This window comes from Catenovulum sp. 2E275 (assembly GCF_025515275.1).
In the GTDB taxonomy this organism is placed as follows: Bacteria; Pseudomonadota; Gammaproteobacteria; order Enterobacterales; family Alteromonadaceae; genus Catenovulum.
Window position 1 is genome coordinate 60357 of record NZ_JAOPFU010000016.1, and the last position, 18704, is coordinate 79060.

Here is an 18704-nt window from a genome sequence, read left to right on the forward strand (position 1 = left end):
GGTTTGATACAATCAAGCGCTGAGTTAAGGGGAGTTAAATGAAATTATTGTACTGGTTAGATGAGTGGTTAACACTTTCGTCTGAGGAGCAGCAAGCACGTTTGCCTATAAGCGGAGATGATTTATTAGACGATGTATTTGTTAAATATCATTTTGTTGACCTGAATAAACCTTTGCTTTTTACTTTTTCTCCGGCTGGAACTAATGTGCAGGAACATGATTTGCACGATGATTTTGAACCCTGGGGTTATCGCTTAGCGCAAAAACAAAACGTAAATATTATCGCTTTTCAGCATTTGGGTATTAGTAATTGGTTTCGTAGCCGAAATTTAATTTTTTATCTTGAGCAGTTATCACCTTTGTTAACCCCTTTTAAGCAAAAATTAGGTTATGGGCTTAGCCGTGGTGGATTTGGTGTGGGCGCATTTGCGAATTTGCTGAAGTTAAATCAAGTATTGTTGTTTCATCCGGTTAGCACAAAAAATAAAGATAAAGCACCTTGGGATACGCGTTCGAGTACAGATATAGCGCAAAAATTTGACTGGCAGGGCGATTATCACGATTTAGATTTAGGCGAGGCTAAAGGCTATATAATTTATGACCCAACTAACCCTATTGATCGCCAACATGCTAAACGTTATTCACAATTAACACATTTGCGGGTGTTTGGTATGGGTCATGGTACACATGCCACTTATTTAAATAAATTTGGTTTTTATAAGCAGGTTGCAATTGACTTTATTCGCCATCAACAAATCGATATTGTTCAGTTTCGTTTGCAAACCAAAACGTTACGTTTTAAAGAAGATTATTACCGCAGGCTGAATAAAGCGAATGCCAGCTCAGCTCACAGGTTAGATTTGTTAAGTAAAGCGCATCAAATTTTAATCGAAGAAAAAGAAGCTCATGTGCAGGAGCATCAAGCTCAAATTGATATTCAACCTTTAATTGATATTGCGATTAAACATCAGGATGAACACCCGCAGGATGCTATTCAGTTATTGGAAGTAGCTCAGCAATTAGTACCGGATGATCCGCTGATTGAAAATAAATTAAAACAGCTTAATAAATAATCTCAGGCTCTCAAAAACGAATGTCTACAAATTTGAGAGAATCTGAGATTAAATAGATAAAACCTAAATTAACTAAAAAGTGTTAATTAATGTTGATGTCCACATCCACCTGGTGAATGAACATGGCCGTGGGCAAGTTCTTCTGGTGTTGCTTCACGTACTTCTACTACTTCAACATCAAAAGTTAATTCAATACCTGCAAGTGGGTGATTACCGTCAACCGTAACAAATTCGTCTTCGATTTTAGTAATAAAAATAGACTGCTCGCCTTGATCTGTGTCTGCTCTTAATTGCATACCTTCATGAATTTCTTCAATATTATCAAAAACTTCAATTGGTAATCTTTGAACTAAACCTTCATGGCGCTCACCATAGGCATTTACAGGTTCAATGGTACAAGAAAACGTATCGCCAGCTGTTTTTTCTAACAGTTCTTTTTCAAGACCCGGAATCAAAAAGCCTAGACCGTGAATAAAAACCAGTGGATTTTTACCTTCTGAAGAGTCTAATACTTCATTTTCGTTATTTTTTACTTGGTAGTGCATTGAAACAACGGTATTTGCTGCTATTTTCATTTACTTTCCTCATATTCCAGTGAGTAAGGCAGAGCGGACAGTTGCACCGTTTTGCTACTATCATCTTTTACTCTAAGTGTGATGGTGGTGTCGGTATCACTTGCTAAAACCGCAATACCATAAGTTTTTTGCTCAACCTGAGTGGTTAAAATGACTTCGCCTGCACGTCGCCAGCCGGAACCAACTTGTGCTTCTAGCGTGGTGCCGGTTTCTATTTGTGTATCGCTGGTAAAGCCAAAACTGGCTCGTTTGTTTTTACCTAAATAGCGCATTCTGGCAACGGTTTCTTGCCCCATGTAGCAGCCTTTTTTAAAGCTGATTGCGCCTAATGCATGAGCATTTAGCATTTGCGGAACATATTCGCTTTGATGCTGAGCTTCAATAAACGGCCATACATTTGTAGCAACCTGCGCATCAAAATAATTATCGTTTAATGACTCAAGCTGCTTAATCTGATCTGGATACTCTGCATCGCCAGCTTGAATATACAGCGCTAAATTTTCACTGATTAAACAAATATGGCCATTTAAAAATGGTTGCATTAAATGCAGTTGCGGCTGTATTTGGGATTGTTGATTCAGCCAGTCAGTTAAATTATCGCCCTGTAATGCGCTAATTTGCCAATGGCTGGCCGTTTCTGCAATTTCAACTTTTGAGAATACCCCAAATTTTTTCAGTGCGGTCGCGCAGCCAGCTAGGCTGGATGTTTTTTGAAATAACAGCAACTCTTGTTCAACAGGCATTAAATAAAATAGTGCCCAGGTTTTACCTTTAGCGTCACAATGTGTGCCAAAGCTGGCCTGATTTTCAGCCAAGCTGGTGACATCACAAGTGACTTGACTGTTCAGGTAGGTTTTTTGATCTTGCCCTTTAATTGAAATGGCTTGCCAGTTTGCCAAGCTGATATGAAAAATAGACATGCTTATAAAAATACCTAAATCGAAAGATTAAAAGACGATTGTTAATAGGGTTAGTGTAGCAAATCGGGCGGTACAAAATATACCGTCATTTTGGGAATAAATAGTTTTTATTTATTTTGATAGCTTGCTTTACGCTATGCTATTTATCATTATGTATTTTTTTATATAAGTGTAAGTTTGATATGGAAAACCTATCCAGATTAAAGTGGGCATGCCGCCGCGGCATGTTAGAACTTGATGTGATTTTAATGCCGTTTGTTGAAAACCATTATTCAGAATTAACTGAAGCCGAGCAAGTGACTTTTCAACGTTTATTAAACGCCGATGATCCCGATTTATATGCATGGTTTATGGGGCATCAAGCATGCACCGATTTAGAGTTAGCTGCGCTTATTAAAAAAATACATTTACTCAACGGAGCAATTGTTAGTTAATTATCCCGCTTATAATCAGAGAAATAGCAGAAAAACAGAATGTTGAGAGTTTCTTTGAAAACAAGCCAGCAATGGCCTTGGGTCATTCGGGGCATTTTATTTTGCTGGTGGCTATTAACTTTGTTAATACTTTGGCCTGTTGAAACTCTGATGGCTGCTTTATTATTGCTGCTAAATGCGGGAACAGCATTTTATATTGGTCAAATTATAATTACTCAATATAGCCAATCTATGCCCAAAATATTGCAGTTTACCGATGATAATGGCTGTTTGTTAGATGGTGTACAGTATTCGGTTTTGTGGCACAGCTTTTATTTTGGTGACTGGTTTTATTTAAATCTGAGTAATGAAATGCTGGCGCCCAAAAAATTCAAGCTGATTTTATCACCCGATATGCTAAATCAAACCCAAAAGAGCCAGTTAAGGCGTTATTTAAAGCAACACAACAGAGCTTTTAGAAAACAAAGTTAAGTATCAGCATATAGTGCCAATCTGCCTGTTGTGTCAGACAGATTTGGCTAATCCAAAACTACAAATTATTTAAAAGCGTCCGGTGTTAAAATGCTGGGTTTTGGATTTTCTTCCTGTTGCGGATAGTCAAGGTTATAGTGCAAGCCACGGCTTTCTTGTCTGGACATAGCGCAGCGCACAATTAACTCAGCGACATCAAGCAAGTTTCTCAGCTCTAATAGATTGTTAGATACTTTAAAATGTGCGTAATATTCCCGTACTTCCTGTTGCAATAATTCGATTCTGCGCATTGCGCGCTCTAGTCGTTTATTGGTGCGGACAATGCCAACATAATCCCACATTAATAGTCTCAGCTCGTGCCAGTTATGCTGAATAACTACTTCTTCATCTGAATTAGAAACCTGACTTTCATCCCACGCGGGCATGCTCGGAAAATCAATTTGATTAAGTGGTGTTGCCAAAATATGTTTGGCAGCAGCTTCGGCAAAAACCAGACATTCCAGTAACGAGTTACTTGCCATGCGGTTTGCACCGTGTAAACCGGTATACGCAACTTCACCAATGGCATATAAACCGTCTAAATCGGTTTGTCCTTGCATATTGGTCATTACGCCGCCGCAGGTATAATGCGCAGCAGGCACAACAGGAATCGGTTGTTTATGAATTTTAATCCCGTATTGTTTGCAGCGTTTATAAATATTCGGAAAATGCTGTTTAATAAATGCTTTAGGCTTGTGACTAATATCTAAGTACATGCAATCAGCGCCAAGGCGCTTCATTTCGTAGTCGATAGCACGGGCAACAATATCACGCGGGGCAAGTTCAGCTCTTTCATCAAAGTCTGGCATAAAACGCGTGCCATCTGGGCGACGTAAATAAGCCCCTTCACCGCGTAGCGCTTCGGTTAATAAAAAATTACGCGCATCAGGATGAAATAAACAGGTTGGGTGAAATTGGTTAAATTCCATATTGGCTACCCGACAGCCTGCGCGCCATGCCATTGCAATACCGTCACCGCTGGCAATATCTGGATTGGAGGTGTACTGATAAACTTTACTTGCACCGCCGGTTGCTAAAATCACTTTGGCGGCTTTTACTACTTCAACCTGCTCTTCGTTCCGGTTCCAGACATAAGCGCCATAAACTCGCTTTCCACTTTGTTTGGTGGTTTTTGAAGTAATTAAATCAACCGCATTATAACGTTCATAAATATGAATATTTGGGTGGCTTTGTGCGCTTCTTATCAGCGTTTTTTGTACTGCTTTTCCGGTTGCATCCGCAGCATGCAAAATGCGCCTGTGGCTGTGGCCGCCTTCGCGGGTTAGATGGTAATGCTCTTCACCGTCTGAATTAGTTACAGTATCAAAAGGGACACCGTAACTAATGAGTGTTTCTAAACTAGAGCGGGCGTTTTCGGCTGTCACTCTAACGGCGGTTTCGTCACATAAACCTGCGCCTGCAATTAAAGTGTCTTGGACGTGTGATTCAATGCTGTCTGTTTCATCAAAAACGGCGGCAATACCACCTTGAGCATAATAAGTTGAACCTTCTTTCAGTTTTGACTTACTAAGAACTATAACATTGGCACTGTCAGCGAGTCTTAAAGCGAGAGTGAGTCCGGCTGCGCCAGCGCCAATTACTAAAACGTCGCAGGTATGTTCAACTTGGTTATTACTCATTTGATAATGGCTCGGTGATTAAACAAAACTTGAAATAATTCCGCTATTTTTACATTTAATTTTATTTTTTAGAACTTTTTATGTATTAAATAGTCTATTAATTACAAATAACCCAGATTAAAGCGCTGAATATTGTTTTTAAACGCATAAATAACTGGGACAGAGTATAATACGATGCAAAATAATGTTGCAAATCAGGAGCACATACCTAGATGAACTTAGATGTTAGCGACCAGCAGCTGGTTGAGCGTGTTCAGCGTGGTGACAAACAGGCCTTTAATTTGTTGGTACAAAAGTATCAGCATAAGGTAACTAATTTAGTTGCTCGCTATGTAAAACACCCGGGAGACGTTGCTGATGTAGTGCAGGAGGCTTTTATTAAAGCTTACCGTGCTTTACCCGGATTTCGTGGTGAAAGTGCGTTTTATACCTGGCTGTACCGAATTTCTGTTAACAGCGCTAAAAATTACATTGCCTCGCAGGCTCGTAAAGTTGCTGTTAACGATATTGATGTGGGCGAAGCTGAATTTATTGATAGTGCAGATGCGCTACGTGAAAACTCTTCACCAGAAAGTTTAATGATGTCTGATGAAGTTAAACGCGTTATTTTTAGCTCAATTGATAATTTACCGGACGATTTAAAAACAGCAATTACGCTGCGCGAAATGGATGGCATGAGTTATGAAGAAATAGCAGACATTATGGATTGCCCGGTTGGTACGGTGAGATCACGTATTTTTAGAGCAAGGGAAGCAATAGATAATAATTTGCAGCCTTTACTAAACAGAGCATAAACATTTAAATTTTATTCGACTAATTAAGTGAAGTGAGTATGAGTTCAAAAATCAAAGAAAACATTTCTGCTTTTATGGATGGCCAACCAGATGGCGGCAAAACGTTCGATAAACTAAAGCAGGATCCAAAACTGGTCGAATGTTTTGGGCGTTACCATTTAATTGGTGATGCAATGCGTAATGAATTACCTGCGCAGCTCAATTTTGATATTGCAGATAAAATTGCGCAAGCAATTGATAAAGAGCCGGTGGTACTAGCGCCTAATGCTAAACATACCGCCAACAATGAGACTGACAAAGCAGTTGATAAAACTAAAAATGCTAAAGTGATTAGTTTATTCAGACCTGCAATGCAGTATGGGCTAGCGGCTTCTTTTGCGGCGGCTCTAGTGGTTGGTTTTCAGTCCGAAGAACAGCAAGTGCATGTGCCTCAGCCAGTGTTACAAACTTTCCCGATTGGTGGTTCGTTAGATCCGGTGAGCATGCAACAGGTTGAAGCTTATCCAAGTATGACTTCAAGCGAAGCTGCACTTCAAAGACAAAGGATTAACGCGTATATTATGGATCATGCTCAGCAGTTAAAAACGCGTCAGTATAATCCGACAGAATCAGTAGAGGATGGTCAACCTGAAAAAGTTAAAGTTCCAGCCAATTAATCTTTCTTCCTCACTCACAGCTAAATTGAGCTGGTTAGGAAAATACATAACGTTTTTTGTTTTTTTTCTGACTAGCCCGGTTTGGGCACAAAATGATGCCAAAGCCTGGTTAATTAAGATGAATCAGGCAACTAAAACCCTCAACTATGAAATGTCGTTTGTGATTGTTCATAATGACAAAGCAGAGCCGTGGCGCTGGTTTCATGGCACGATTGAGGAGCAAGAAAGAGAAATTTTAACCGCGCTTAATGGTCCGGGTCAGCAGCTTATTCGCAAAGGTGATACGTTGACATACTTACAACCGGAGCAGGCCGCATACAGTATTAAAGATACGGTTTCACATGGTCCGTTACCTGAAATTTTACGTACCGATATTAGCCATGTAGAACAAAGTTATGATTTTCATTTAATGGGTAAAAGCCGGGTCGCCGGATTGCCAGCCAGATTAATTAGAGTATTGGCAAGAGATGCTGCGCGTTATGATTATTGGCTTTGGTTACATGAAGATACTGGTTTATTGTTAAAATCGGCGATTGTGAATAAAAACAATGAAATTTTAGAGCAGTTGCAAGTATCGCATTTACAAGTGACTAATGAACCCAGTGAAATTTTACAGGAAATTCATCAAGCAGAATTACCGGAAGCATTTACCATTAAAAACAGTGCACCAATGAGTGCTGTTGATTGGCAAATTACTTGGATTCCGGCTGGTTTTGAGCCTGTAAAAGTTGATCGACATTATTTATTTGGCAGTAAAAATCTGGTGGATTATGTGATGTTATCAGATGGTGTTGTGTGGTTTTCTGTTTATTTAAGACGATTAGATACAGATGAAACCATTGCGGCGACTGCGTTAAGCTCTGGTGCCAACAGCTACTTAACAAAACAAATTAATCAGGCCGAAGTGACAGTTATTGGTAAAGTGCCATTACCAACGGCTGAAAAGCTGATTGGTTCGATTCGCTGGGATTAACCAATGTTATACGAGCAGGCTAAAGTATTAAAACGCCATAATGCAGATTTAATCTGGGTAGAAACTCAAATTAAAACCAGCTGTAATGCTTGTCAGCATAATTCTGATTGCGGAACAGGTTTGGTTGCCAAAACGCTTGCGCCTAAAACCAATCAAGTGCTGGTTGAATGCAGACATCCGGTTACCGAACAAACTATGGTAACCATTGCTGTGCCCGAACAAAGTATCGTATTAGGTTCTTTATTATTGTATGGCATGCCACTGGCTTTTTTTATGCTGGCACTGGTATTAACTCAAAATATATTGAGTGTGGAATTAATAAACTTATTGGCTGCTGGTTTGTTTGGTTGGCTGGGATTTATGCTGGCTAAAAAATTAAGTCATAAGCTTAATCAGCATAGTATGTTGCCCTATGTGGTTGAAGAAATTAAAGCCAGCTCTTTTGTTTGTATCGAAAAATAACCTGTTGTCTCGATTTAAGGTTCAATGATTTACCTGAAAGCCCGCTTATTTTAAGCGGGCTTTTTTAATGGGTTTTTTAATAATACCAGCAGTGGGATTGCACATAAAGTAATCCACATCATTAGTTTAAAATCCTGCAAATAAGCCAATAAACTCGCTTGCTGATTTATTTGGTTATTCAGAGTTAACAAACTGGCGGCTGAATCTAAATCGTATAATCCGGCATCTACTGCCTGTTTTAGTGCAACATTATCCTGCTCAATAAATCCGGCAAATGCGGCATGATTCATTTGTGTATGTTGAGCCAAATATGCCATCACAATAGAAATTCCAATACTGCTGCCAATATTTCTGACCAAACTAAATAAGGCTGTACCGTGGTTTCTATATTGCGGCGCTAAGGTCGAAAACGAAATTGCAGATAAAGGGACAAATGCAAACCCTAATCCAATGCCTTGAATTATCCCATTTAAAATAATGTCGGATGCGGCTGTATCTTGTGTAAATGTACTCACTTGCCATAATGAAAAGCTGGTCAGAATTAGGCCAAATAATATTTTATAACGTGGATCAAATTTGCCGGATAATCTGCCCACTAACATCATGGCAAACATAGTTCCAAATCCGCGCGGCGCTAAAATAAGTCCAACATCTAACACTGGATAACCCATTAAATGCTGCATCATCGGCGGCAATAAAGCCATGGTGGCAAGCAGCACAATGCCAATCACAAAAATTAATAATAATCCGGCTGCAAAGTTTTTGTCTTTAAATAAACCGGGCTCTAAAAAAGGCGCCTGACTGGTAGTGATGTGAACAATAAACAAATAAAAAGCCAGTGCAGAAATAACCGCTTCAGTCATAATTTCTGGGCTTGAAAACCAGTTTAATAATTCACCTCGGTCTAACATCAGTTGCAGTGAACCAATGGCGATAGTTAGCAATAGAAAACCTAACCAATCGAATTTTAGTTGATTCGATTTAGGTGTTTCGGCTACAAACCGGTTTAACCCAAACCAAGCTAATAAACCAAATGGAATATTAATATAAAAAACCCAGCGCCAGTTATAATACTCGGTTAACCATCCGCCCAAAGACGGCCCTAAAATAGGACCGACCATAACCCCCATTCCCCATAAAGCCATCGCTTTTGCATGTTGCTCTTTGGGGTAAGTATCCAGCAAAACTGACTGGGACAAAGGCACTAAACTTGCGCCAAATACGCCTTGCAGCAGCCTAAATAAAACAATTTGATTAAGTGATTGCGCAGCGCCACATAGCATCGAAGCCAGAGTAAAGCCGGTCACTGCAATTAAAAAAATACGTTTGCGTCCAAATCTGGCAGTTAAAAATCCAGTTAATGGCATACAAATCGCAGCTGCAACTATATATGAGGTTAAAACCCAAGATATTTGATCTTGAGTTGCCCCCACAGAGCCTTGCATGTGAGGCAGGGCAACATTAGCAATAGTGGTGTCAAGTGCCTGCATAATGGTGGCCAGCATGACAGATATTGTCACCAAGCCAGTATGCGAAGCAGAACTATTTGGTTGACTCATAAAGTTATAATGTGAACCCGAATAACTGACGTTTTACGCCGGTTTCAATTTCAACAACCGAGCTTAATCCAGCTAATAAACGAGGTGCGGTTTGATGCTGCTCTAGTTTAATTCTAACCGGCACTCGCTGGGCGATTTTAACCCAGTTACCGGTTGCATTTTGAGCTGGTAATAACGAATATTCAGACTGTGTTGCTGGACTTAAACTTTCAACTTTACCTTGCCAGACAAAATCAGGAAATGTATCGACATGAATTGTAACGCTTTGTCCCGGATGCACATGAGTTAATTCTTTTTCGGTAAAGTTAGCCTCAACCCATAAATCTTCGGTGGTAACTAATGTCATCGCAGATTTGCCGGTGGCGACAAACTGGCCAACTTCTGGCGGTAAACTCACAACACCATTCACACTGGCTTTAACCACACAGCGGGACAAATTCAGCTCGGCTTGCTCAAGTTCAGCTTGTTTAGCTAAATAATCAGGGTATTGATTTAGCTCGGCTTGAGGCTGATCTGCCAATAGTGCCGAAATTCGGGTTAAATCCTGCTTTAAAACTTTGATACTTTGCTTTTGAATATCCACATCTTCTTGTGCTTGCTCATATTGAGTTTGAGAAATAAGCTGCTGACTATTTAATTTGGCAAGGCGCTGTTCATCTTTTACCGCGTATTCGTACTTTTTCTGGGCAAGCTCAATATCGGCTAGCTTTTCCTGATAGCTGGCCTTTAGTGCCAATAAATCGGTTTTGACTTTAGCTAAACCAGCTTCTGCTTTGGCTTTCTCAATTTCATACGGTTTTGAATCAATCGAAAACAGGGGCTGCCCAGTGGTAACTAATTGATTTTCAGTTACATAAGTATCAACAATTGCACCACTCACTAACGCACTAATCGCCAGTTTATTTGCTTTTACATAAGCATTATCAGTTGATACGCTGTGGCCGCCGGATAAATAAATATAGCCGATGATAACCACTAAGATCAGAGGTACCCCCAGCATTAAAACCGCTCTGTTTTTAAATAAAGACGTCATTTATGTTTAACCTCAAGCAATCAAATAGTTTGCTTATAAAACTTATAACTTGGTTAGATTGACTCGCATTTGCTGCAAAGCCATAGTTAATAACTCGGTTTGCTCCACACTTAAACCTGCAAGCGCTTTTGAGCGGATTGTTTGAGTGATTTGTTCAATTTGCTGTAAATTTAACGACGCTTTATCTGTTAAATAAATTAAATAAGCGCGTCTGTCTTTACTGTCGGCGCGGCGTTCAATTAAACCGGCTTGCTCAAGTGCATCAATCTGTCGCCCCAAAGTAATTGGCGCAATATCTAAAAGCTGAGCTAGCTCAACCTGACGAATCCCCTGAGATGCTGACACATAGCGTAAAACCCGAGCTTGCGCTAATGTCATGCCTTGTTGCTCAAATTGTTTTTCTGCCACCCGATGAAGTTGGCGGGTGGTGTCAGTTAATAAATAACCTAAATTATCTTTTAAATTTTTCATAAGTAAACCATATAGTAAGTAATGCTTATTATATGGTTTGCTTTTTAATCTTCAAGTATATTAATCATAATTACCTGCCTGCTAGTTTAATGTCGATGTGATTTACCTTTTACCCTCTTAAATTAATATATATAATTCAGCAGATTAGCTATTTTGATCGGCTAATAATTATTAATAGGAGAATTTAATGAATAACAAGGCATGTATAACACTGATATTAGCGACACTGTTTTCAACAGTTGTATTGGCAGAGGAAATGGCAATTGAAGTAACGGCTTCTGCGCCATATTATGATGAAAACATAATTCAGGCGAATGTAATCGCTGAGTGTACTGAGCTAGGCAATCAATTTTCAGAATCAACTTCTAAATATTTAAAAGAAAATGGCTTTAATGTCGAACTGAAAAGTGCAGATGAATTTGCAAACAATGGTGAATCTTTGAAGCTTCAAATTACTAATGCAGTAAGCTCAGGCAATGCTTTTATTGGACATCGAAAAATGGTTTCTATTACTGCTGAATTGTACCAAAACGGTCAGCTTGTTGATACTTTTAAACATAGTAGAAACTCAGGCGGTGGCTTTTTAGGCGGTTTTAAAGGCTCATGTTCTGTTTTGCATCGGTGTGTAAATACATTAGGAAATGATGTCGCTAAATGGCTTGCTAAGAAAAAGAAAGCTTAGTTTTTACATAAATAAAAACAATAAAGTGTTACCAGTACAAACAATGGTAACACTTTTAGAAAACCATTATTTAGATAAATAAGGGTGAAATTTGCCAATTAAATTTGTAAAAATTACCGACTAACGTCTCGCAATAATCCAGACCGCATGAATAATTCCGGGGATATATCCTAATAAGGTAAGTAGTATATTCAGCCAGAATGCACCAGCAAAACCAACCTGCAAAAATACGCCCACAGGCGGTAGCAATATTGCGAATAATATCCGAATTAAATCCATTTTTAGCTCCTTATAGCAGTTTGATAGAATCAGTTGAAGAAAAGTAAGTGCTTCAATGTTTTATCACAAAGACACTTAGTTATATTCAAAGCAAATTATAAGCCAGAATAGATATTGTCATAATATGTCTTAATTTCATCATTTGCTTTAATGTTTAGCTTTAATCAGTATAATGTCGCACATTAAGCTATTTCTGGTGATAAACAGGAAAGCAGAAATTATTTTTGTGTAGCCATTTGTGTAGCTAAACTACAAAATGGCGGTAATTCTGAGAGAGAAAATTGAGTACATTCAATAACATAAGAAACTTTTCTATTATTGCGCATATCGATCATGGCAAATCCACTTTATCTGACAGATTAATTCAAGTTTGTGGCGGTTTAACTGATCGCGAAATGGCGGCTCAGGTTTTAGATTCAATGGATATTGAACGTGAACGCGGTATTACCATTAAAGCGCAAAGTGTTACCCTAAATTATACAGCAAAAGACGGTGAAACTTATCAGCTTAACTTTATCGACACACCAGGCCACGTTGACTTTACTTATGAAGTATCACGTTCTTTAGCGGCTTGTGAAGGTGCACTATTAGTTGTTGATGCAGGTCAGGGGGTTGAAGCTCAAACTCTGGCAAACTGTTACACCGCAATTGAAATGGAACTGGAAGTAGTTCCGGTATTAAATAAAATTGATTTACCGCAAGCTGAACCAGACAGAGTCGCTGAAGAAATCGAAGATATTGTTGGTATTGATGCTCTTGATGCGGTGCGCTGCTCTGCTAAAACCGGTATCGGTATTGAAGATGTACTAGAAACTATTGTTCATCGAATTCCACCGCCGCAGGGTGAGTTAGATGCGCCTTTGCAAGCGCTGATTATAGATTCATGGTTTGACAACTACCAAGGTGTTGTTTCACTTGTGCGTGTTATGCATGGTGAGATCAAAACCGGCGAAAAAATGAAAGTAATGTCGACCGGTCAGGAACACGTAATTGACGAAATTGGTATATTTACCCCTAAACAAACCAAAACGGGTGTATTAAAAGCCGGTGAAGTAGGTTATGTCATTGCTGGGATTAAAGATATTTTAGGTGCACCTGTAGGGGATACTATCACCACAAGTCGCCGCGCGGCAGATAAACAGTTGCCGGGTTTTAAAAAGGTTAAACCACAGGTTTATGCAGGTATTTTCCCAATTTCGTCAGATGACTTTGAAGACTTACGGGACGCTTTAGGTAAATTAAGCTTAAATGATGCCTCTTTATTTTATGAGCCAGAAAGTTCAACAGCATTAGGTTTTGGTTTCCGCTGCGGCTTTTTGGGTATGCTGCACATGGAAATTATTCAGGAACGTTTAGAGCGTGAATACGATCTGGATTTAATTACCTCTGCACCAACCGTAGTTTATAAAGTTGAACAGAAAAACGGCGAAATTGTAATGGTTGATAACCCATCAGCCTTACCGCCAATTGGCAATATTGAAGCTATTTATGAGCCTATTGCCGAGTGTAATATTTTAGTGCCGCAAGAACATTTAGGTAACGTGATTACTTTATGCGTTGAAAAACGCGGTGTGCAAAAAAATATGAGCTATCACGGTAATCAGGTGAGTGTGGTATACGAAATTCCAATGGCTGAAGTAGTATTGGACTTTTTCGACCGCTTAAAATCAACCAGCCGTGGTTATGCGTCGTTGGATTATAATTTCAAAAAATTTGAACTGTCTGACATGGTTAGGGTCGATATTTTGATTAACGGTGAAAGGGTTGATGCGTTGGCACTAATCACACACAGAGATCAGTCACAATATCGTGGTCGTGAAATGGCTGAAAAATTAAAAGAGCTTATTCCAAGACAAATGTTTGATATTGCGATTCAGGCAACCATTGGTGCACACGTTATTGCCCGTACCACAGTTAAACAATTACGTAAAAACGTAATCGCTAAATGTTATGGCGGTGACGTATCGCGTAAGAAAAAATTACTCCAAAAACAAAAAGAGGGTAAAAAACGCATGAAGCAATTAGGTAATGTTGAAGTACCGCAAGAAGCGTTTTTAGCTGTTTTGAAACTTGGAAAATAAATTAAAAATAAACTTGTATTCAAATTATAGGAAATTTTATGGCCAGCTATTTTTCAATTATGTTGTTTGTGGTGACTCTGGCAACAGGCTTAATCTGGTTAGTTGACGCCTATGTTTTAGCGCCCAAACGCGAGCAAAAATTAGCGGCTGCTCAAACCGATGCCAAAACGGATTTTGATCAAGATACTCAGCAAAAAATACTGGCGCAAGGGCCTATTGCTGAGTTTTCTCAGTCGGTTTTTCCGGTAATTGCATTTGTTTTTGTATTGCGTTCGTTTTTATATGAGCCTTTTCAAATTCCGTCAGGATCTATGATGCCAACCTTATTGGTGGGTGATTTTATTCTGGTACAAAAATTTGATTATGGTATTCGTAATCCAGTTGCTAATAATATTTTAGTTGAAACCAACAAACCTAAACGTGGCGATGTCGCTGTGTTTAAATACCCAGAAGATATTCGTTTAGATTACATTAAACGTATTGTTGGTTTACCGGGCGACAGAATTATTTATCGCAATAAATATTTATATATTTTACCGGCCTGTCAGGACGGAACCGAATGCGATAAGCAATTTCAGGAAATGAAAAAAACTTTAGTTAAACGTGGTGAATTTACCCAAGGTCCATACTCGTTAGACAGATATGTTGAAGACTTAGGTGGTGTTAAACACGACGTTCTATTAAATTTCAGAATGCCAGATATGTCGCCAAGATACTTTAGACAAAGTGCAACCAGTCGCAATGATGAATGGGTTGTACCAGAAGGCCATTATTTTGCACTAGGTGATAACCGAGATAACTCTACCGACAGCCGTTTTTGGGGATTTGTACCTGAAGAAAATTTGGTTGGTAAAGCGGTATTCATCTGGATGAGTTTTGAATTTGAGCGGGATGAATCAGACTGGTTACCAAGCTGGGTGCCAACTAATATCCGTTTTAACCGTATCGGTGGTATTCCGGGCGCGAGTGAAGTAAGCGAAGATGATTAATCCATTAAACAAATTATCTAAATCACTCGGTTATCAATTTAATAATGAAGAACTATTAGAACAAGCGTTAACTCATCGTAGTGCTAAAAGTGTACATAACGAAAGGTTAGAGTTTTTAGGTGATTCAATTTTAAGTTTTGTGATAGCCGAGCGATTATACAAACAGTTTCCTAAATGCAAAGAGGGCGATTTGAGCCGGATGCGTTCAACTTTAGTCAGAGGAGAAACTCTGGTTGAGTTAGCGCAAAGCTTTGCAATTAGCGAGTATTTAACATTAGGACCGGGTGAACTAAAAAGTGGTGGCCACAGACGTACTTCTATTTTAGAGGATGCAGTTGAGGCAATTATAGGCGCTATTTATTTAGACTCTGATATGCCAACCATTAAAGGCATTATTTTGGCTTGGTATGACGAGCGCTTAAAAAACTTAAAACCGGGCCAGCAACAAAAAGATGCCAAAACCCAATTACAGGAATGGTTACAAGGGCGTAAACAGGAATTACCTTTATATCAGGTAACCAGTATTACCGGCAAAGACCATAAGCAAACCTTTAGTGTAAGTTGTTGTATTGAACACTTAGATAAAACCACTCACGGTAAAGGTTCGAGCCGTCGTAAAGCAGAGCAATCAGCAGCACGTGCTATGCTTAACCAGTTAACTTCTTCTTAGGTTTAATTTTTTAATGACAACTCCTGATACATATTGCGGTTTTGTTGCCATAGTTGGGCGACCAAATGTAGGTAAATCAACTTTAGTTAACCGTTTGGTTGGCCAAAAGGTGAGTATTACATCTAAAAAAGCGCAAACTACCCGACACCGTGTGCTGGGTATTCATACCGATGGCGTGTATCAAACCGTTTATGTTGATACACCGGGTTTACACTCAGATGAAAAACGGGCAATCAACCGCTTAATGAATCGTGCAGCACACAGCTCAATTGCGGATGTTGCCTTGGTATTATTTATGGTTGAAGGTACACACTGGTTTGACGACGATGAAATGGTATTAAAACGAATCAAACAAGCTAACGTACCTTGCATACTGGTGATTAATAAAGTTGATAATGTAAAAGAAAAAGCTGAGCTTTTACCGCATTTACAATTTTTAGCTGCCAAACACGATTTTAAAGACATTATTCCGATTTCTGCCGAAACGGGACAACAAGTTGATTCGCTTGAAAAAATTGTTCGTAGCCATTTACAGCCGTGTGAACATTATTTTCCGGAAGATTATTTTACGGATCGCTCATCGCGTTTTATGGTAAGTGAAATTATTCGTGAAAAATTGATGCGTAATACGGGTGATGAACTGCCTTACGATACCGCAGTTGAGATTGAGCAATTTAAATACCAGCCAAATGGGGTATTAAAAATTAATGCGGCAATTTTAGTGAGCCGCGAACCGCAAAAACGAATTGTGATTGGTAAAGGCGGTGAAAAAATTAAAGTCATCGGCCGTGATGCTCGTATGGATATTCAAGAAATGCTGGATTGTCGGGTATATTTAGAACTGTTTGTTAAAGTAAAATCTGGTTGGGCAGATGATGAGCGTGCGCTTCGCAGCTTAGGATATGGTGACGAATAATCTGCAACGGGCTGTGGTTTTGCATGCAAAACCACATCGGGAAAATACCCGTATTTGCCAACTGCTAACCGAGCAAGACGGGCGTATTACCGTTATCGCCCGACACAGCAAAAATCAGGATGAATTAACGCCTTTTAATCTTTATTTAATATCTGCAGTGCAAGCTCAGGGTGATTTGTTTTTTTTGCGCAGCAGTGAACTGCTTACTAGGCTGGATACTTTAACTGGTCCACGCTTGTATAGCGGTTTGTATATTAACGAATTAATTGCAAAGCTATTGCATCAGGTGTTGCAACCGCAAGAATGTGTAAACTGGTATTTAGCCTGTATTAGCCAACTGCTTGACGAAAGCGCTCAACTAGAACCTTGTTTACGTAATTTTGAATTAGATCTGATTAACGAGCTAGGTTTAGCACCCGATTATTTTCATTGTGCTGAGACAAATGAGCGTTTAATTGATCAAACATTATATGGATTTGACCCTGAAACCGGCTGGTTTCCTGCCGCTTTGTATTCGCACTTAACTTCACCTAAACTGACAGGCAAACAAGTTAAAGCAATTGGTCGGCGAGACTGGCAAGATCAGCAAACGCTAAAACAAACCAAATTATTTATGCGCTGGTGGCTCGATATTTTATTAGCCGGGCGACCGTTAAAAAGCCGAAGTTTATTTAAACGTGGCGCTTAAAGCGCACAATTGTTATCAGCTAAAGTATAAGAGATAAACCATGAAAGATATTTTATTGGGTGTCAATATTGATCATATTGCAACGATTCGTCAGGCGCGTGGAACCAGCTACCCTGATCCCATTCATGCAGCGGCAGTTGCTGAACATGCTGGAGCTGATGGCATTACCATTCATTTACGCGAAGACCGACGCCACATTCAAGACAGAGATGTAGAAGTGTTAGCCAGAACCATTCAAACGCGGATGAATCTTGAAATGGCGGTGACCGAAGAAATGATCCAACTGGCAGAGAAAATTAAACCTGCATTTTGTTGTTTAGTACCGGAAAAACGTGAAGAGCTGACAACTGAAGGCGGTTTAGATGTAGCGGGTCAGCTTGATAAAATGATCACTGCAGTTGAGCGGATTACCGCGGGTGGTACTCAGGTTTCGTTATTTATTGATGCGGATAATTTGCAAATTGATGCAGCTAAAAAATCGGGTGCGACTTTTATTGAGCTACATACCGGCTGTTATGCTGACGCAGAAACCGAAGCCGAAGCTGAAGTTGAATTAGAGCGCATTGCTAAAGCAGCTGCTTATGCTGATTCAATCGGTTTAAAAGTAAATGCTGGACATGGTTTGCATTATCATAATGTAAAACCAATTGCTGCGATCCCTCAGTTAATTGAATTGAATATTGGCCATGCGATTATTGCCCGTGCGGCAATTGATGGTTTATCAAAAGCGGTGAGCGATATGCGCGCGTTAATGCAGGAAGCGCGTTTAGCCAGCGTTTAAACACCAATAACAGGATGCGTTAAATGGCGATTATCGGATTAGGCACAGACATAGTTGAAATTGCACGTTTTAAACCAAGCCAGTTAAATAAACTGGCCAACCGGATTTTAACTGACAGTGAACTGGCCGAATTTGCCGCGCATAAACAGCCCCAGCGTTTTTTAGCGAAACGCTGGGCGGCTAAAGAAGCCGCAGCAAAAGCGGTAGGAACGGGCATTGCACAAGGTGTTACATTTCAGGATTTTTGTATCTCGAACTTAACATCTGGTGCTCCGGTATTAAAAATAAGCGGGACGGCTGAAAAAATGATCGGTTTGCCGTTTAAAGCGCATCTAAGCTTATCGGATGAGCAAACCTATGCGGTTGCCACTGTGATTATTGAACGGCTGTAGCCACAACATTTGTTTTTTAGCCAGACTTAAATAACCTCAACTCTGGATAACAAATTGCTTTCTAGTGGTTATTTTCCCCGATAACTACGTTGAATTCGCTAGTAATAGCCAGCTATTACGTACGCA

General features: G+C 39.5%; 22 protein-coding genes. 15 read left to right on the forward strand and 7 right to left on the reverse strand.

Going from position 1 to position 18704, the window contains the following annotated elements; translation table 11 throughout:
• The first annotated feature begins 38 nt into the window (after nt 1–38).
• Complete coding sequence (locus N7931_RS09800; protein WP_262793728.1) at nt 39–1073, forward strand: cytosolic protein; 1035 nt, start codon at nt 39–41, stop codon at nt 1071–1073.
• An 86-nt stretch (nt 1074–1159) separates the two neighbouring features.
• On the opposite strand, the gene N7931_RS09805 is transcribed toward N7931_RS09800, so the two are convergent.
• Together N7931_RS09805 and N7931_RS09810 are read right to left on the reverse strand one after the other, a co-directional pair.
• Entirely contained in the window at nt 1160–1648 is a 489-nt protein-coding gene (locus N7931_RS09805; protein ID WP_262793730.1) for a peptidylprolyl isomerase, read from the reverse strand.
• Entirely contained in the window at nt 1645–2568 is a 924-nt protein-coding gene (locus N7931_RS09810) for a YgfZ/GcvT domain-containing protein (RefSeq protein WP_262793732.1), read from the reverse strand. The genes N7931_RS09805 and N7931_RS09810 overlap by 4 nt, the downstream gene beginning before the upstream one ends.
• A 182-nt stretch (nt 2569–2750) precedes the next feature.
• On the opposite strand from N7931_RS09810, the gene N7931_RS09815 reads away from it, so the two are divergent.
• Nucleotides 2751–3002, forward strand: coding sequence for a succinate dehydrogenase assembly factor 2 (locus N7931_RS09815; protein WP_262793733.1), 252 nt, complete (start codon nt 2751–2753; stop codon nt 3000–3002).
• Nucleotides 3003–3041: 39 nt separating this feature from the next.
• Nucleotides 3042–3473 carry a hypothetical protein gene (locus tag N7931_RS09820; protein ID WP_262793735.1) on the forward strand — a complete coding sequence of 144 codons (432 nt, stop codon included), beginning with the start codon at nt 3042–3044 and terminating at the stop codon, nt 3471–3473.
• A gap of 65 nt (nt 3474–3538) precedes the next feature.
• Here the strand turns inward: N7931_RS09820 and nadB are convergent, their stop codons facing one another.
• Nucleotides 3539–5152, reverse strand: a complete 1614-nt coding sequence (gene nadB / locus N7931_RS09825; RefSeq protein WP_262793736.1) for an L-aspartate oxidase — start codon at nt 5150–5152, stop codon at nt 3539–3541.
• A 212-nt stretch (nt 5153–5364) separates the two neighbouring features.
• Here nadB and rpoE point away from each other — a divergent pair, with 212 nt between their 5' ends.
• The 4 genes from rpoE to N7931_RS09845 all read left to right on the forward strand — a co-directional run bounded on the left by rpoE (nt 5365) and on the right by N7931_RS09845 (nt 8037).
• A complete protein-coding gene (rpoE, locus tag N7931_RS09830) occupies nt 5365–5946 on the forward strand; it encodes an RNA polymerase sigma factor RpoE (RefSeq protein ID WP_262793738.1) in 582 nt (193 codons plus the stop codon).
• A 38-nt stretch (nt 5947–5984) separates the two neighbouring features.
• On the forward strand, nt 5985–6602 hold the full coding sequence (locus N7931_RS09835; protein ID WP_262793740.1) for a sigma-E factor negative regulatory protein: 618 nt from the start codon (nt 5985–5987) through the stop codon (nt 6600–6602).
• Between the two features lie 67 nt (nt 6603–6669).
• On the forward strand, nt 6670–7575 hold the full coding sequence (locus N7931_RS09840) for a MucB/RseB C-terminal domain-containing protein (RefSeq protein WP_262793762.1): 906 nt from the start codon (nt 6670–6672) through the stop codon (nt 7573–7575).
• Nucleotides 7576–7578: 3 nt separating this feature from the next.
• Nucleotides 7579–8037: a SoxR reducing system RseC family protein gene (locus N7931_RS09845; RefSeq protein ID WP_262793742.1), complete on the forward strand. Its 459-nt coding sequence runs from the start codon at nt 7579–7581 to the stop codon at nt 8035–8037.
• 50 nt (nt 8038–8087) lie between these two features.
• Here the strand turns inward: N7931_RS09845 and N7931_RS09850 are convergent, their stop codons facing one another.
• Genes N7931_RS09850 through N7931_RS09860 form a run of 3 tightly spaced genes read right to left on the reverse strand, consistent with a single transcriptional unit; the run spans nt 8088 to nt 11100 of the window.
• Nucleotides 8088–9596 carry a DHA2 family efflux MFS transporter permease subunit gene (locus tag N7931_RS09850; RefSeq protein WP_262793743.1) on the reverse strand — a complete coding sequence of 503 codons (1509 nt, stop codon included), beginning with the start codon at nt 9594–9596 and terminating at the stop codon, nt 8088–8090.
• A gap of 4 nt (nt 9597–9600) precedes the next feature.
• Entirely contained in the window at nt 9601–10629 is a 1029-nt protein-coding gene (locus N7931_RS09855) for an HlyD family secretion protein (RefSeq protein ID WP_262793744.1), read from the reverse strand.
• Between the two features lie 42 nt (nt 10630–10671).
• Nucleotides 10672–11100: a MarR family winged helix-turn-helix transcriptional regulator gene (locus tag N7931_RS09860; protein WP_262793746.1), complete on the reverse strand. Its 429-nt coding sequence runs from the start codon at nt 11098–11100 to the stop codon at nt 10672–10674.
• Between the two features lie 187 nt (nt 11101–11287).
• Here N7931_RS09860 and N7931_RS09865 point away from each other — a divergent pair, with 187 nt between their 5' ends.
• Nucleotides 11288–11782: a hypothetical protein gene (locus tag N7931_RS09865; protein WP_262793747.1), complete on the forward strand. Its 495-nt coding sequence runs from the start codon at nt 11288–11290 to the stop codon at nt 11780–11782.
• Between the two features lie 120 nt (nt 11783–11902).
• Here N7931_RS09865 and N7931_RS09870 read toward each other — a convergent pair whose 3' ends face one another.
• The gene (locus N7931_RS09870) at nt 11903–12061 is read right to left on the reverse strand and encodes a YqaE/Pmp3 family membrane protein (protein ID WP_262793749.1); all 159 of its coding nucleotides are present in this window, start codon (nt 12059–12061) and stop codon (nt 11903–11905) included.
• A 281-nt stretch (nt 12062–12342) separates the two neighbouring features.
• Here N7931_RS09870 and lepA point away from each other — a divergent pair, with 281 nt between their 5' ends.
• From lepA to acpS, 7 genes are read left to right on the forward strand one after another with little or no spacing between them, the layout of a single operon-like run.
• The gene (gene lepA, locus N7931_RS09875) at nt 12343–14142 is read left to right on the forward strand and encodes a translation elongation factor 4 (RefSeq protein ID WP_262793750.1); all 1800 of its coding nucleotides are present in this window, start codon (nt 12343–12345) and stop codon (nt 14140–14142) included.
• 38 nt (nt 14143–14180) lie between these two features.
• Nucleotides 14181–15131, forward strand: coding sequence for a signal peptidase I (lepB, locus tag N7931_RS09880; protein WP_262793751.1), 951 nt, complete (start codon nt 14181–14183; stop codon nt 15129–15131).
• Entirely contained in the window at nt 15124–15801 is a 678-nt protein-coding gene (gene rnc, locus N7931_RS09885; protein ID WP_262793752.1) for a ribonuclease III, read from the forward strand. Before lepB ends, rnc begins: the two co-directional genes overlap by 8 nt.
• Nucleotides 15802–15814: 13 nt before the next feature.
• A complete protein-coding gene (gene era / locus N7931_RS09890; RefSeq protein WP_262793754.1) occupies nt 15815–16717 on the forward strand; it encodes a GTPase Era in 903 nt (300 codons plus the stop codon).
• On the forward strand, nt 16704–17405 hold the full coding sequence (gene recO, locus N7931_RS09895; RefSeq protein ID WP_262793755.1) for a DNA repair protein RecO: 702 nt from the start codon (nt 16704–16706) through the stop codon (nt 17403–17405). The genes era and recO overlap by 14 nt, the downstream gene beginning before the upstream one ends.
• A gap of 40 nt (nt 17406–17445) precedes the next feature.
• Complete coding sequence (gene pdxJ, locus N7931_RS09900; RefSeq protein ID WP_262793757.1) at nt 17446–18186, forward strand: pyridoxine 5'-phosphate synthase; 741 nt, start codon at nt 17446–17448, stop codon at nt 18184–18186.
• Nucleotides 18187–18209: 23 nt separating this feature from the next.
• Complete coding sequence (gene acpS, locus N7931_RS09905) at nt 18210–18578, forward strand: holo-ACP synthase (RefSeq protein ID WP_262793759.1); 369 nt, start codon at nt 18210–18212, stop codon at nt 18576–18578.
• Nucleotides 18579–18704 lie beyond the last annotated feature (126 nt).

Coding starts and splice junctions, on each gene's coding strand:
- N7931_RS09850 (WP_262793743.1), bottom strand. CDS start 9,596: ATGAGTCAACCAAATAGTTCTGCTTCGCATACTGGCTTGGTGACAATA.
- lepB (WP_262793751.1), top strand. CDS start 14,181: ATGGCCAGCTATTTTTCAATTATGTTGTTTGTGGTGACTCTGGCAACA.
- nadB (WP_262793736.1), bottom strand. CDS start 5,152: ATGAGTAATAACCAAGTTGAACATACCTGCGACGTTTTAGTAATTGGC.
- rpoE (WP_262793738.1), top strand. CDS start 5,365: ATGAACTTAGATGTTAGCGACCAGCAGCTGGTTGAGCGTGTTCAGCGT.
- N7931_RS09800 (WP_262793728.1), top strand. CDS start 39: ATGAAATTATTGTACTGGTTAGATGAGTGGTTAACACTTTCGTCTGAG.
- rnc (WP_262793752.1), top strand. CDS start 15,124: ATGATTAATCCATTAAACAAATTATCTAAATCACTCGGTTATCAATTT.
- recO (WP_262793755.1), top strand. CDS start 16,704: ATGGTGACGAATAATCTGCAACGGGCTGTGGTTTTGCATGCAAAACCA.
- N7931_RS09835 (WP_262793740.1), top strand. CDS start 5,985: ATGAGTTCAAAAATCAAAGAAAACATTTCTGCTTTTATGGATGGCCAA.
- acpS (WP_262793759.1), top strand. CDS start 18,210: ATGGCGATTATCGGATTAGGCACAGACATAGTTGAAATTGCACGTTTT.
- N7931_RS09820 (WP_262793735.1), top strand. CDS start 3,042: ATGTTGAGAGTTTCTTTGAAAACAAGCCAGCAATGGCCTTGGGTCATT.
- N7931_RS09845 (WP_262793742.1), top strand. CDS start 7,579: ATGTTATACGAGCAGGCTAAAGTATTAAAACGCCATAATGCAGATTTA.
- N7931_RS09870 (WP_262793749.1), bottom strand. CDS start 12,061: ATGGATTTAATTCGGATATTATTCGCAATATTGCTACCGCCTGTGGGC.
- N7931_RS09810 (WP_262793732.1), bottom strand. CDS start 2,568: ATGTCTATTTTTCATATCAGCTTGGCAAACTGGCAAGCCATTTCAATT.
- N7931_RS09860 (WP_262793746.1), bottom strand. CDS start 11,100: ATGAAAAATTTAAAAGATAATTTAGGTTATTTATTAACTGACACCACC.
- era (WP_262793754.1), top strand. CDS start 15,815: ATGACAACTCCTGATACATATTGCGGTTTTGTTGCCATAGTTGGGCGA.
- N7931_RS09855 (WP_262793744.1), bottom strand. CDS start 10,629: ATGACGTCTTTATTTAAAAACAGAGCGGTTTTAATGCTGGGGGTACCT.
- N7931_RS09815 (WP_262793733.1), top strand. CDS start 2,751: ATGGAAAACCTATCCAGATTAAAGTGGGCATGCCGCCGCGGCATGTTA.
- N7931_RS09865 (WP_262793747.1), top strand. CDS start 11,288: ATGAATAACAAGGCATGTATAACACTGATATTAGCGACACTGTTTTCA.
- N7931_RS09805 (WP_262793730.1), bottom strand. CDS start 1,648: ATGAAAATAGCAGCAAATACCGTTGTTTCAATGCACTACCAAGTAAAA.
- pdxJ (WP_262793757.1), top strand. CDS start 17,446: ATGAAAGATATTTTATTGGGTGTCAATATTGATCATATTGCAACGATT.